Source organism: Pseudomonas sp. AC112, assembly GCF_979253545.1.
This window is the reverse complement of record NZ_CEEDCM010000001.1, coordinates 3,368,158-3,381,577: the sequence shown is the minus strand read 5'-3', so window position 1 is coordinate 3,381,577 and position 13,420 is coordinate 3,368,158. Positions and strand designations below refer to the sequence as shown.

The window sequence follows — 13,420 nt, the reverse complement described above, 5'->3', positions numbered from 1 at the left end:
AAGGGGTAAAAGTGGCACAACCTGTTGCCGCTAACCTGTAGTGAGCGGGCTTGCCCCGCGCTGGGTGGCGAAGCCGCCCCAGTAAAAAACGCCGCGTTCTGTCTAGAAATGCGGCGTCTGATTTTAGGGCGGCTTCGCCACCCAGCGCGGGACAAGCCCGCTCACCACGAAAGCCTCCTGGACGTCTTCAGGCCAGGGCTTTTTCGATGGCCTGGACGATCGTCGGGTCATCTGGCGCGGTGCGCGGGGAGAAGCGTGCGAGCACCCGCCCATCCTTGCCCAGCAGGAACTTCTCGAAATTCCAGGTGATATCCCCAGGAAACTCGGCACCCTCGCCCGCCAGCAGGCGGTACAGCTGATGACGATCAGGCCCGTTGACCTCAAGCTTGCTGCCCAACGGGAAGGTCACCCCGTAGTTCAGGCTGCAGAACGCCTGGATATCCTCCTCGGTCCCCGGCTCCTGGCCTGCAAACTGGTTGCACGGCAGGCCGAGCACGGTAAAGCCCTGATCCTTGTACTGCTGGTAGAGGTTTTCGAGCGCGGCGTATTGCGGGGTCAAGCCACATTTGGAGGCCACGTTGACCACCAGCACCACTTGCCCCTTGAAGGGCGCCAGCGGTAGCTCTTGTCCGTCCAAAGCTTTGAGTTTCAGGTCGTGGAAAGCACTCATGACGAACTCCAGATATCCCATGTTCTTCGCATTGCGGTGCTTCGAGATTACAACCCGCAAGCCTGCAATCATAGACGCCGATTGCAAAACTCGCCTGCGAGTTACTGAGCGGTCGGCCAGGGCAAAATCGGAATGGCCGTGACGGCATTCTGCGGGCTGCCTTCGATCAGGCGGTCGCTGTAGACCAGGTACACCAGGGTATTGCGCTTCTTGTCGAGGAAGCGCACCACCTGCATGGTCTTGAACACCAGCGAGGTGCGCTCCTTGAACACTTCGTCGCCGTCCTTGAGCTCACCCTTGAAGCGGATCGGGCCCACCTGACGGCAGGCAATCGAGGCTTCGGCGCGGTCTTCGGCCAGGCCGAGGCCACCTTTCACGCCGCCAGTCTTGGCGCGCGACAGGTAGCAGGTCACGCCGTCGACCTTGGGGTCGTCAAAAGCTTCAACAACGATCCGGTCGTTGGGGCCGACAAACTTGAACACAGTCGAGACCTGACCAATTTCCTCGGCCGAGGCCAGCAACGGCATGGCCAGCAGCAGGCCGAGCAATCCCTTCATGACACGCATTGTGTATTCCTTTGGTTAGACCAGGATCAGGTTATCGCGGTGAACCAGTTCCGGTTCGGCCATGTAACCCAAGAGTCCGACAATCGCATCGGACGATTGTCCAATGATTTTCTGTGCTTCGAGGGCGCTATAGTTAGCCAGGCCACGGGCGATCTCACGACCGTCCGGCGCCACGCACACCACCATCTCGCCACGGCGGAAACTGCCCTGCACCAGCTTGACGCCCACCGGCAGCAGGCTCTTGTTGCCTTGGGACAACGCCGACACCGCACCCTCGTCCAGCACCAGCGTGCCACGGGTCTGCAGATGACCGGCCAGCCACTGTTTGCGCGCCGCGAGCATGCCGCGTTCCGGCGACAGCAGCGTGCCGATGCGTTCACCGGCCTTGAGGCGATCCAGCACGCGCTCCAGGCGCCCGCCGACGATGATGGTATGCGCGCCGGAACGTGCGGCCAGGCGCGCTGCACGCAGTTTGGTCTGCATCCCGCCACGGCCCAGGGCACCGCCGACGCTGCCGGCCACGGCGTCCAGCGCCGGGTCATCGGCGCGAGCCTCGTAAATAAGCTGGGCATCGGGGTTGTTGCGCGGGTCGGCGTCGAACATGCCGTCGCGGTCGGTGAGGATCACCAACAGGTCGGCTTCCACCAGGTTGGCAACCAGGGCGGCCAGGGTATCGTTGTCGCCGAAGCGGATTTCGTCGGTGACCACGGTGTCGTTCTCGTTGATCACCGGAATGACCTTGAGCTCGACCAGGGCGCGCAAGGTGCTGCGGGCATTGAGGTAGCGCTTGCGGTCGGACAGGTCGTCGTGGGTCAGCAGGATCTGCGCCGTGTGGCGGCCGTGCTCGGCGAAGCTGGATTCCCAGGCTTGCACCAGGCCCATCTGCCCGATGGCGGCGGCGGCTTGCAGTTCGTGCATCGCGCTGGGTCGCGCGGTCCAGCCGAGGCGGCTCATCCCGGCGGCAACGGCCCCGGACGACACCAGCACCAACTCCACACCGGCCTCATGCAAGGCCACCATCTGCTCGACCCAGACGCTCATGGCTGCGCGATCCAGCCCCTTGCCATCCGCCGTCAGCAACGCACTGCCGATCTTTACGACCCAGCGCTGCGCACCTGTCACTTTGCTCCGCATCATCTTCAACCTTAGATTGAGGGCTGCGCGACCCAGCGCGGCCCATAACGTTAAACCCGGATACTAAAACGCCGCTCTATAAGGAGCGGCGTTCAAGTTTATCGCAACGGATCAGTCACGCACGTAAATGATTTCCGGACCGTCTTCATCATCCACGTCTTCTTCGTCCCAATCATCGTCACCGATGTCGTGGACCGACTTCACGCCGCTGCGGCGCAGGGCACGTTGATCGTCCAGGGCCTGCAGCTGGGCGCGGGCTTCGTCTTCGATCTGCTGGTCGAGCTCGGCGAGTTCGGCCTTGAAAACCGGGTCGGCCGCCAGGCGATCGGCGCGGTCTTCCAAGTAACGCATGATGTCGCGGGTCAGGCGCTCGGTGCCTTCTTTGGCGATGGCCGAGATCACGTAGACCGGACCGGTCCATTCCAGGCGATCAACGATTTCCTTGACGCGCTCCTCGTGCTCTTCTTCGAGGATCTGGTCGCACTTGTTCAGCACCAGCCAACGATCACGCTCGGCCAAGGCCGGGCTGAACTTGGTCAGTTCGCTGACGATCACTTCGGCGGCGTCCGGTGCGCTGGTGTCATCCAGCGGCGCCATGTCCACGAGGTGCAGCAGCAAACGGGTACGCGACAAGTGCTTGAGGAAGCGAATCCCCAGGCCGGCGCCATCGGAAGCGCCTTCGATCAGGCCGGGAATGTCGGCGATCACGAAGCTTTTCCAACGGTCGACGCTGACCACACCCAGGTTGGGTACCAGGGTGGTGAACGGGTAGTCGGCAACTTTCGGCTTGGCGGCCGACACCGAGCGGATGAAGGTACTTTTACCCGCGTTTGGCAGGCCCAGCAGGCCCACGTCGGCGAGTACTTTCATTTCCAGCTTGAGGTCACGCTGCTCGCCCGGCTTGCCTGGCGTGGTCTGGCGTGGCGCACGGTTGGTACTGGACTTGAATCGGGTGTTACCCAGACCGTGCCAGCCGCCCTGCACAACCATCAGTTTCTGGCCGGCCTTGGTCAGGTCGCCGATTACTTCCTGGGTCGCCGAGTCGATGATCGTGGTGCCGACCGGTACGCGCAGTACCAGGTCTTCGCCTTTTTTACCGGTGCAGTCGGTGCTGCCGCCGTTGGAGCCACGCTCGGCATCGAAGTGCCGGGTGTAACGGTAGTCGACCAGGGTGTTGAGGTTTTCGTCGGCCATCATGTAGATGGAACCGCCGTCACCGCCGTCACCGCCGTTGGGGCCACCGTTTTCGATGAATTTTTCGCGACGGAAACTCATGCAACCGTTACCGCCGTCGCCTGCTTTTACTCGGATGGAAACTTCATCAACGAACTTCATAACAAAACGCCTCTCGCCGCACGGACGAGCTTAAGAAACCAAGACATAAGACTCTTGCAAAAATGAGCGCAGCGACCTCAATCAACGACCGCAAAATCCAGCGCTTGAGCCCATCACAAACAGCTTTGCAAGAGACTCACCCCACAAACGAAAAAGCCCCGTCGCAAGACAGGGCTTTTCCAGCGATCTCGCAATTAAGCTGCGACAACGCTCACGTAACGGCGGTTGAACGCGCCTTTTACTTCAAACTTGATCACGCCTTCGATTTTCGCGAAGAGGGTGTGATCTTTACCCATGCCTACACCGTAACCGGCGTGGAATTGGGTGCCGCGCTGACGCACGATGATGTTGCCCGGAATGATTTTCTGGCCGCCATACATCTTAACGCCAAGGCGTTTGGCTTCTGAGTCGCGACCGTTACGGGTACTACCACCAGCTTTTTTGTGTGCCATGAGTCAATTCTCCTAGTGAGGAATTAGGCTGAAATTAAGCCTGAATACCGGTGATTTTGATCTCGGTGTACCACTGGCGGTGGCCCATACGCTTCATGTGGTGCTTACGACGACGGAACTTGATGATGCGGACTTTATCGTGACGACCTTGGGAGATCACTTCAGCCACAACGGTAGCGCCAGCAACAACTGGAGCGCCGATGTTCACGTCATCGCCATTGGCGACCAACAGAACGCGATCAAAAGTAACGGATTCGCCGGTAGCGACTTCCAGTTTTTCGATCTTCAGGTATTCACCTGGGGCGACTTTGTATTGCTTGCCACCAGTAACAATTACTGCGTACGACATGGTATTTCTCCGATAATCCTGCTCACCCAGCGCTTTATAAGAAGAGGTATTGGCTGGCATGGCTGCATGGGATGGACGTCCCGAATGCAATTGCGTAAGGCAGGTGCTGCCCAGGAAGTTCAGGGTGCGCGATTGTACGCAAGGCAACGAGGTGTTGCAAGAGGCCGTCTATCGCGCCTTGACACCATGGGGCCTGGGTCCTAGCATGCCGCGCAACCCTTCTGGAGCGACTGTCGCTGATGCAACCCCAAGCTTTCTACCGCGCGGTCGCGGACGATTTTAGCGCCGTCGACGGCATCATCAAGAAGCAGCTGACTTCTAAAGTGCCGCTGGTCTCCAAAATTGGCGACTATATTACGTCGGCGGGCGGTAAACGCCTGCGTCCTTTATTAGTGCTGCTGTGTGGCAAGGCCCTGGGTCGCGAAGGCGATGACTTGCGCCTGCTGGCGGCCACTATCGAATTCCTGCACACCGCCACCCTGCTGCATGACGACGTGGTCGACATGTCCGGCATGCGCCGTGGCCGCGAGACCGCCAATGCCATGTGGGGCAACGCCCCTAGTGTGCTGGTGGGCGACTTCCTGTACTCGCGCTCGTTCGAAATGATGGTTGAACTCGGCTCGATGCCGGTGATGAAGATTCTTTCACAGGCCACCCGCATCATCGCCGAAGGCGAAGTGTTGCAACTGTCGAAGGTCCGCGACGCCAGCACCACCGAAGAAACCTACATGGAAGTGATTCGCGGCAAAACCGCGATGCTCTTCGAAGCCTCCACCCACAGCGCCGCTGCGCTGTGCGGCGCTACGGCCGAACAGGCCGAAGCCCTGCGCACCTTTGGTGACCACCTGGGCGTGGCGTTCCAACTGGTGGACGACCTGCTCGACTACCGCGGCGACGCCGAAACCCTGGGCAAGAACGTCGGTGACGACTTGGCCGAAGGCAAGCCGACCTTGCCGCTGATCTACACCATGCGCGAAGGCACGCCGGAACAGGCCGCCCTGGTGCGCAAGGCGATCCAGAAAGGCGGGATCGAAGACCTGGAGGCCATCCGTGCCGCTGTCGAAGCGTCGGGCTCCCTGGAGTACACCGCGCAACTGGCACGCGACTACGTGGCCCGTGCAATCAAATGCCTGGAAGCCCTCCCCGCCAGCGAATACCGGGATGCCCTGGTTGAGCTGAGTGAGTTTGCGGTCGCGCGCACTCACTGATTCCGCACCGGTTAATGTGGGAGCTGGCATGCCTGCGATGACGGTAGTGAACTCACCATCGCTATCGCAGGCAAGCCAGCTCCCACGTTTAAACCGCATTACCAACTGAGCGCCCGCGCCCGACGCAAAACCCTATATAATGTGCGACTTTTAGCCATCCTGACTCTCAAGGAGCTTTAGTGAGCACGTTGCCACCCTGCCCGAAATGCAATTCCGAATACACCTACGAAGACGGCGCCCAGCTGATCTGCCCGGAATGCGCCCATGAGTGGTCCGCCAATGGCGAGGCCGAAGCAGCCAGCGACGACACCGTGAAGAAAGATTCTGTGGGCAACGTCCTGCAGGACGGCGACACCATCACCGTGATCAAGGACCTGAAGGTCAAGGGCACTTCCCTGGTCGTCAAGGTCGGCACCAAGGTCAAGAACATCCGCCTGTGCGACGGCGACCACGATATCGATTGCAAGATCGACGGTATCGGCCCGATGAAGCTCAAGTCCGAGTTCGTGCGCAAAGTCTGAACCTGCTACCTCCATCCCGCGCCCGCTGCGGGATGGCGTTTCGCCCTCTCGGTTGATTGAACGCAATATCCACACAGAAAAAACCAGAAACCGCCAATAGGCACTTGCTATTCCACGAATAAGAATTATTCTCATTGAAACCCATCAAGGAGATGCGACCCATGACTTATTTGATAGATGCCTGGCTGGACCGCCCACACCCTTACCTGCGGATCCTGCATCGGGAAACCGGCGAAGTCTGTGCGGTACTGGAAGAAGAAGCGCTGAATGAACTGCAGGACCAGGGCGACTTGGACGTCAACGGTCTGAGCTCGAGTGAACCTGGGGTGTTGAAGGAGGTGGTGCGTAATCTGTTTCTGTTCTGCTATGCCCGAGCGTTGCGCCCGGCGACGGAGCTGAATGGCAAATTCCATCCATGAGCGAGGTTGAATGCACCTGCTTTATGTGGGAGCTGGCTTGCCTGCGATGGCATCAACTCGGTAAGACATCAGACCGAGTCGCCGGCATCGCGGGCAAGCCCGGCTCCCACATAAGCCAGGCGCAGTAATCAGCAGGCCTTACAGAACGTCGAGCAGCTCGACGTCGAACACCAGGACGCTGTGCGGCGGGATGCTGCCAACGCCTTGAGCGCCGTAGGCCAGTTCGCTCGGCACGTACAGGCGCCATTTGCTGCCGGCATTCATCAGTTGCAGGGCTTCGGTCCAACCGGCGATCACGCCGCCCACTGGGAATTCTGCTGGCTGGCCGCGCTCGTAGGAGCTATCGAACACAGTGCCGTCGATCAGGGTGCCGTGGTAGTGAGTGCGCACTTGGTCTTCACGGGTCGGCTTGGCGCCATCACCTGCGGTCAGCACTTCGAATTGCAGGCCGGAAGCCAGGGTAGTGATGCCATCACGCTTGGCGTTTTCAGCCAGGAACGCCAGGCCAGCGCCTGCCGCTGCTTCAGCCTTGGCAGCCGCTTCGGCTTGCATGATTTCGCGGATCACCTTGAAGCTGGCAGCCATTTGCTCTTGGTCAACGCGGCTTGGCTGGCCGGCGAACGCATCGGTCAGACCAGCCAGGATCGCGTCCAGGCTCACGCCCGGTGGTGGGTTGTCGCGCAGTTGGTCGCCCAGTTGACGGCCAATACCGTAGCTGACGCGGGTTTCGTCGGTGGACAGATTAACTTCGGACATGAAGAGGCTCCGCTGTAGGACGGCACCGAAAAACGCCACACATGCAGGGTTTTTCGTCGCGCCCAAAACTAAAAGGGCCAGCAGACTAGCACACAAGGCCACCCTGTGATGAGTCCCCGACCTACCCGCACTGCAGCGACCAGGCTGCGGGAATCTTGACCTATACCTATCTACTGCCGAGAGCCGCGGGCCTGCTCCCATGCTGCTGGATTATTCCATCATCATGGAGGCTGTGCCCATGCGGACGCCAAACCCTCAACCCTCCTCATTGACGCCTGAGGAGCTTTACACCCAACTGCTGGAAATCGACCCGACCCTGCGTCAGAAACCCCCGCGCCCCGCCGTGTTGCCAGAGGCACTGGTGCGCCTGGAACGTATCAATACCACCCTGCAAGCCGCCAACACCCTGTTCTTGGATCAAGCCCGTGCGCTGTACCAGGCGCTGCACGGCAGCGATCTCGCAACGGCTGAAGGCCAAAGACTGCTCGCTCGTCTGAAAACTGACCTGAACAGACAACTGCAAGCCCTGGACGAAACCAGCACCGTAGAGGGCCAAGGCCGCAAGTCCTATATGACCTACACCGCCGCAGGCCAAGCCCTTGCCTTGCAAACCGCGTTGGACGTCAAGGACTACCTGCTCGCACCCGCTGACCAGCGCATGCTCGAAGATTGTTCGCGCGGGCCGGCATTTCGACCTGGGATGTATGCACTGACGTTCAACTACCAGGACGTGACCGTTGCGTTCGCGGCGGCATTTGTACTCACACGTCAATCCAGCCCGACTGTTGACAGCCTGACCACGGAACACGCCCTCGGCCCCGTGCTGTTATTCACCCCATCCCGCGGCCTGGAGGCATTCGACTCCCTGGCCAGCCTCGACCTAGCGCTACAAGCCGTCATGCAGTCACCCGCAGGCCGCCAGGAATTCACTCGCCACTTGCCCGTGCGCTATCAACACCTGGATGTCGCCAGTATCTGGCCCCTTGAGCTGCAGCCCATCACTGGCGAACCGCTGTTTGAGCACACCTACGCCGCACTGCTCGATAAACGTCGCCAGGATGTCGAACTGGCCTTCACGCACACCGATACCGCAGCGGTGTTACAGGCGCTGGACGACGCCATCAAAGACGCCCTGCCCGACCTGTCCTTGCGCCTGGAATTTCGCGCCCAGCGCTTGCTAAGTGGCCAGCTGTATAACAGCCTGCCCGACTGGTATCGCAATGCCGAACAGACGCGCCGCGAAACCCTCGGGCAGCACCTGCATCGCTACAACCAGGTCCGCCAGTCGCTGCTCAGCGTGCTTGAACCTGCCACGACACCGCGCGCGCTGGCCTACCACCAACTCCTGGAACAACTGGCCGACGAACTGGACATCCACGACCTGGACCCAAGCCAGCTGCACCTCACCACCCGTCGCCCCATCCCTCCGGCAGACGCGTATGAACAACACCGCTCCTTGGTCGACCTGGCGCTGGCGGGCTTGCACACTGGCGATGAACTGCCTGGCTCGGCCTTCCTGGCCAACACCACGCTGACCTATGCCGGCGGACCACTGACGGACCTGAGCCCGCAGGACCTGCTCCCCCTGATCCAGGCCCTGCAACCACGCCTGGACCTGGCCACTGTCCAGAAGAACATCCTCGGCAGACCCCAGGTCAAGTTGGCCGCCAGGCAGTTTTTCGATCAGCGCCTGGTCGTCCTGGCGTGCATCGCCAGGATGCAGGGGCACCTGAGTTCAGTGGACTTCCACCGCTTCGAACAGCTACGCGCCAACCCTCCTCCTCACTTGCGCGCCCAAACTGTCGCGCTGCACGGCGCGCAGCTCAAGGATCTGTGGGTCTTGCGTGAAGAAGACGCCGCGGGCCAAGTCAGCCGCCTGTTGCTGTGCACACCCGAAGCGCCCGACGGACAGTACTTCGCCGCCTTTAATAGCCTGCAGGCATGCCAGGTTCATGTCCTTGCCTGGGCCGCCAACCGCGCCCAGTTCAAGGGCCGCTCGATGCGTGACTACCTGTTGGAGCAAGTCCCCCAACGCTTTCGCCCAAAAATGGCCATGTTCCTTGACGCCCTCGGCTTCAAGCCCGAGGCTCAGGAGTACCTGGAGGTGACCTTCGGCAAGGCATGCAACCACGCCGATTGCCTGGATGCCATGTCGGCTCACTTATTGGCTGCCCTGCAAGACGACTATCAACACGGTACCCCCCTGTGGTATCGCTCGGCTCTGGACGTTGAGCGCACCCGACTGTGCACCCTGGCCGAAGACGCCGCCGGCACCTTGGAGCGCTATGACGCACGGCCAGACTCCGAGGCCCGTTTTTCCAGCTTCGACGCTTTTGTGCATACGCGCGCGCGGCTCAGGCTCAATGCACTATTAGGCCGTGCACAAAACGATGTCGACCCAGATAGCGTGTTCGCCTATTCGCCCAAGCCGCTGATCAGCCCGCCCCCAGTTCCCATCTCCTACACCCGGCTGTTTCGGGACGGCTATGAGGATGGCATCGGCTTTATCAACAATACGTTTTCCACGTCGGCCACCTTTCGCGGACCTCCCGGCATCGACCTGAGCCCATTGACGCCGCTGACCGTCGCACGCTCCGTGACCGGTGTGTGGGTCGGGCAACATTACATCGATGAAATCCGCAAGTATTCGCTCGACGCCACCGACACCGGGTATGCCGAGCGCCGCGACATGACCTTGCGGATCAACCAATTGATGATCAAAAACGCTGCGCTGGAATCGCGTTTGCAAGGGCATATCGCCAGCGCGGACCAGGCCTGGCTCGAACGGGCCATCGACAGTTTGTCCGATACCCGTCCTGCCACGCGCATCGCCTACAAGGTGCACCGCCTGGTGATCGACGGCGACTGGATCATGGGCGTCTACCTGTTCAGTCACGCTGACAGCCCCACACTGCTCTATACCCCCAATGCCCCGGACGGAATTCAGTTACGCGAAGCCCGACTGTTCAACTACCTGCTGAAAAAAGTCGAAGGGATGCAGGCGTACTTGTGCGCGCGGGCGCCGATTCAGTCTCAAGGGCGCCTGCGGCAATTCCTGGAAAACGCCAGCCACGGCTTGCCCAGCGATATCAACCGTTCAACGCCAAGCCCGCCACGCCATGCCCCCATCAACCGGGTGCCGCCCCTGATGGATCTGCGTCACGAGTTCTACGCCATGCGGTTACAGCGCAAGATCGATGATGTGACGGCGACTACCGTCAACCGTACACAGATGATCTCAGGCATTCTCTGGACCTGCGTCGAGTGGGTTACCGCCATTGCCACTGCGCCCTTTCCAGCCCTGAGCCTGAGCCTGGGCGGCCTGCTGGCGTTCAAGGACGCGATGCTCGCGCTCAATGCCTACCATCAGGGCGACAAGAGCGGTGCCCTGCAACATTATCTCGGCTATTTGGCGAACCTCGGCGGGGCCCTGCTGTTCGACTTGCGCCCGACGTTAAAGGCGGCCTTTGCCCCCGTACGGCCCATGGCTCAAACCGCGGAAGACGCCGCGGAAAGCGCATTGATCAAGCAAATCGATGGCTTGCGTCCAGAGAGTATGCGGCCGGTGTTCTACGAGGGCCGGCAACTGTGGACCGAGCAGACGCCGGATGCCCTGGGCCGCCATTTGTTGTATCGCCAGGACCCCGTGTCCGGACAGTTGCTTTCGACGGGGCGCCTGGTGAACCAGAGCACCGATGGGCGATGGGTGCGCAGCGGGGATATCGGCGGCGGGCGCAAAAGGTATGAGTCTTTGGAAGACAATCTTGGCAATCCCTTGGCGAAATATGAGATTGATGCCGAGCAGGGGACGAATTTCAGGGCCGTGCTCGACCCAGAATTCAAGCAAGCACTGAACCAGGAATGGGAGATAAGTGCTGCCGGAGCCTCACGCAGCGCCGCCTATGATCAGTTGTTTCCCCTGCGCAAAAATTACCCCGCGCAAGTCGCTAACTTGACTCGCGATACCGATGCCTTCTTTAAGGCTCCACCCCAAACCTCTCGGCCCGCCGTGCCGACGTTGATGCCAGACGCACCTCCCGCCACCGTACTCAGTACGCTGTTTGGCCAGAACAAGCGCCTGATTATCGGCGCCGTCAATAATTCCATCGCCAGCAAGCAGGTGTTGATCGAACACCTGCCGGATCTGGCCAACCAGGGCCTCAAGCGCCTGTACATCGAGAACCTGCCCAGGGACGTATTCCACAAAAAACTGAAAGTGCTGAACAAGGAAATCTCCGGCAACAAGACCCGCGCCCTGAAACAGATCGAAGAACACCTGGCCCGGGTAGACCATGCCCTGGGCTACGCGCCGGATGCCCCGTTCACTTACCGCAAGCTGATGCTCCAGGCCCGCCAGCATAATGTCGCCATCGACGGGCTCGATGCGTCCAGTTCATACCATATGGAACATGTTCTGGCCTTGGGCGACGGCGAGCGCTTTATCCCGCGTGCCAGCACCCTGAGAAACTTCTACTCCCACACGCTGATTGAGCTCAACGGCACGCGTCATCCCGGCGAAAACTGGATCGCCCTGGTCGATCACAATCGCCTCGGAAGCTACCAGACGGCGCCGGGACTGGCTGATCTACAGGGCACCCTGGCGCTTCGTGTGGAAGATGCAGTACCTGGCCAGCCTATCGGCGTCTTGCCGGATACCGCGCGACCTAGCCAGTCACGGGGTGACTACCGGTTGAAGGTGCCTACGGCCCACCATCGTCTGGTCCAATCCACAGGTGCGCCCCCCGTGCTGAGTCCCCCAAGCCATTACAGCGCGTACGACATGCCAACGGAATTCAAAAAAAACCTGATGCAATTGGCCGACGAGCCCCGTGGCCTGCACACCTCATACGAGTCGCCACCGGACAGCCCTCACCGGGCGGCGCTCGATCGCTTCATCGAGATCCGGCAGCGCCTGCATGACGCCGCCAAGGCTGCTTTTGCCGATTACACATGGGTTAAGCGTCCATCGCTGACCTACCTGGGGCTGGTCGAGACGGAACAGGCGTTTATCGAGCGGTTCTTCAAGCAAAGGCTGGGGCTGATTGTCGGAGAAAGCCATTCCGCCCAGTCCAGTAAGCAGTTCCTGATAAAGCACATGAAGCTGTTGAAAAAACAGGGGGTCAAGACGCTCTATGTCGAACACCTGCTGACCGACATTCACCAAGCGGACCTGGACCTCATGTACAAGGGCGGCAAAATGTCCGGCGACCTGAAAAACTACCTGAAACGCCAGGATCGCGGGCACATGCCGCATTACAACGGGCACCACACCTACACCCGGGTAATCAGCGTCGCCAACAAATACGGGATACGCATCCGCGCGCTGGACTGTGCGGCCAGTTACCACATCAAGGGCATCAAAGACCGTGAGACGCGCAACCTGATGTTCAATTATTTTGCCAATGAAGTGATCAAGGCCGATCAAGTGGCACAGGGCCCGGACAAATGGGTGGCCTTCATGGGCAGTGCGCATACCGATCCACACCACCTTGTGCCCGGTATTGCCCAACTGCAGGACGCCGTCAGTCTGCATGTGCGTGATGTCGCGCCCGAACTGGCCCGCCCCCTGCACGCCGGTGCCTGGGAAACCGTGGATGAATCCGGCGGGTTGGCCTTGCGCAGTGATTTCAAGGTGGAAGTTGGCGTGACGGGCACCCGTTCCTTCCCAAGGCGCCCCACGCCTGACCGCTCCCGCCTGAACGCCATTGGTAGCTTTATGATTGATTATCGCTCGGCCACCGAGACCAACCTGGTGCATCACTCCAACAGGGGGGAATTGATCACCACACCGATTCAAATCGATGATCGAGGCCGTTTCTTCATTGATCGCTGGGAAAAAATGCGCGATCTGCGCTTCACCTATCTCTTTCAACTGACCGAGGTTTTGAAAGCTCCCGCACCAGGCGGCATGGGCATGCGCCACATTTCCTGAGGCCGGGCACCTAAAGGCCCTCCCGTCTTTATTGGGGGGCCTTGATAAAAGCCCTTCAGATTCGCCCAGCGCCGCCGA

Annotated in this window: 11 protein-coding genes; 4 read left to right on the top strand and 7 right to left on the bottom strand. The window is 60.3% G+C overall.

From position 1 onward, the window contains the following. Nucleotides 1–187: 187 nt before the first annotated feature. From AC0IYN_RS15570 to rplU, 6 genes are all read right to left on the bottom strand, one after another. A complete protein-coding gene (locus AC0IYN_RS15570; protein WP_406598419.1) occupies nucleotides 188–670 on the bottom strand; it encodes a glutathione peroxidase in 483 nt (160 codons plus the stop codon). 101 nt (nucleotides 671–771) lie between these two features. Next, the gene (locus tag AC0IYN_RS15565; protein WP_015885841.1) at nucleotides 772–1,236 is read right to left on the bottom strand and encodes a CreA family protein; all 465 of its coding nucleotides are present in this window, start codon (nucleotides 1,234–1,236) and stop codon (nucleotides 772–774) included. 15 nt (nucleotides 1,237–1,251) lie between these two features. Next, a complete protein-coding gene (gene proB, locus AC0IYN_RS15560) occupies nucleotides 1,252–2,370 on the bottom strand; it encodes a glutamate 5-kinase (RefSeq protein WP_005791305.1) in 1,119 nt (372 codons plus the stop codon). 111 nt (nucleotides 2,371–2,481) lie between these two features. Next, on the bottom strand, nucleotides 2,482–3,705 hold the full coding sequence (cgtA, locus tag AC0IYN_RS15555; protein ID WP_015885843.1) for an Obg family GTPase CgtA: 1,224 nt from the start codon (nucleotides 3,703–3,705) through the stop codon (nucleotides 2,482–2,484). A 194-nt stretch (nucleotides 3,706–3,899) separates the two neighbouring features. Then, nucleotides 3,900–4,157 carry a 50S ribosomal protein L27 gene (gene rpmA / locus AC0IYN_RS15550; RefSeq protein WP_003176049.1) on the bottom strand — a complete coding sequence of 86 codons (258 nt, stop codon included), beginning with the start codon at nucleotides 4,155–4,157 and terminating at the stop codon, nucleotides 3,900–3,902. A 34-nt stretch (nucleotides 4,158–4,191) separates the two neighbouring features. After that, nucleotides 4,192–4,506, bottom strand: coding sequence for a 50S ribosomal protein L21 (gene rplU / locus AC0IYN_RS15545; protein WP_007950961.1), 315 nt, complete (start codon nucleotides 4,504–4,506; stop codon nucleotides 4,192–4,194). A gap of 239 nt (nucleotides 4,507–4,745) precedes the next feature. On the opposite strand from rplU, the gene AC0IYN_RS15540 reads away from it, so the two are divergent. From AC0IYN_RS15540 to AC0IYN_RS15530, 3 genes are all read left to right on the top strand, one after another. Continuing rightward, nucleotides 4,746–5,714, top strand: a complete 969-nt coding sequence (locus AC0IYN_RS15540; protein ID WP_406598420.1) for a polyprenyl synthetase family protein — start codon at nucleotides 4,746–4,748, stop codon at nucleotides 5,712–5,714. 179 nt (nucleotides 5,715–5,893) lie between these two features. Continuing rightward, on the top strand, nucleotides 5,894–6,235 hold the full coding sequence (locus AC0IYN_RS15535) for a zinc ribbon domain-containing protein YjdM (protein ID WP_078050159.1): 342 nt from the start codon (nucleotides 5,894–5,896) through the stop codon (nucleotides 6,233–6,235). A 161-nt stretch (nucleotides 6,236–6,396) separates the two neighbouring features. Beyond that, nucleotides 6,397–6,654: a PA4570 family protein gene (locus tag AC0IYN_RS15530; protein ID WP_003194088.1), complete on the top strand. Its 258-nt coding sequence runs from the start codon at nucleotides 6,397–6,399 to the stop codon at nucleotides 6,652–6,654. Nucleotides 6,655–6,792: 138 nt separating this feature from the next. Here the strand turns inward: AC0IYN_RS15530 and AC0IYN_RS15525 are convergent, their stop codons facing one another. Further along, a complete protein-coding gene (locus tag AC0IYN_RS15525) occupies nucleotides 6,793–7,410 on the bottom strand; it encodes an FKBP-type peptidyl-prolyl cis-trans isomerase (protein WP_078050160.1) in 618 nt (205 codons plus the stop codon). Between the two features lie 238 nt (nucleotides 7,411–7,648). Between AC0IYN_RS15525 and AC0IYN_RS15520 the strand changes: the two genes are divergently transcribed. Beyond that, nucleotides 7,649–13,342, top strand: coding sequence for a membrane-targeted effector domain-containing toxin (locus AC0IYN_RS15520; RefSeq protein ID WP_471842215.1), 5,694 nt, complete (start codon nucleotides 7,649–7,651; stop codon nucleotides 13,340–13,342). Nucleotides 13,343–13,420 lie beyond the last annotated feature (78 nt).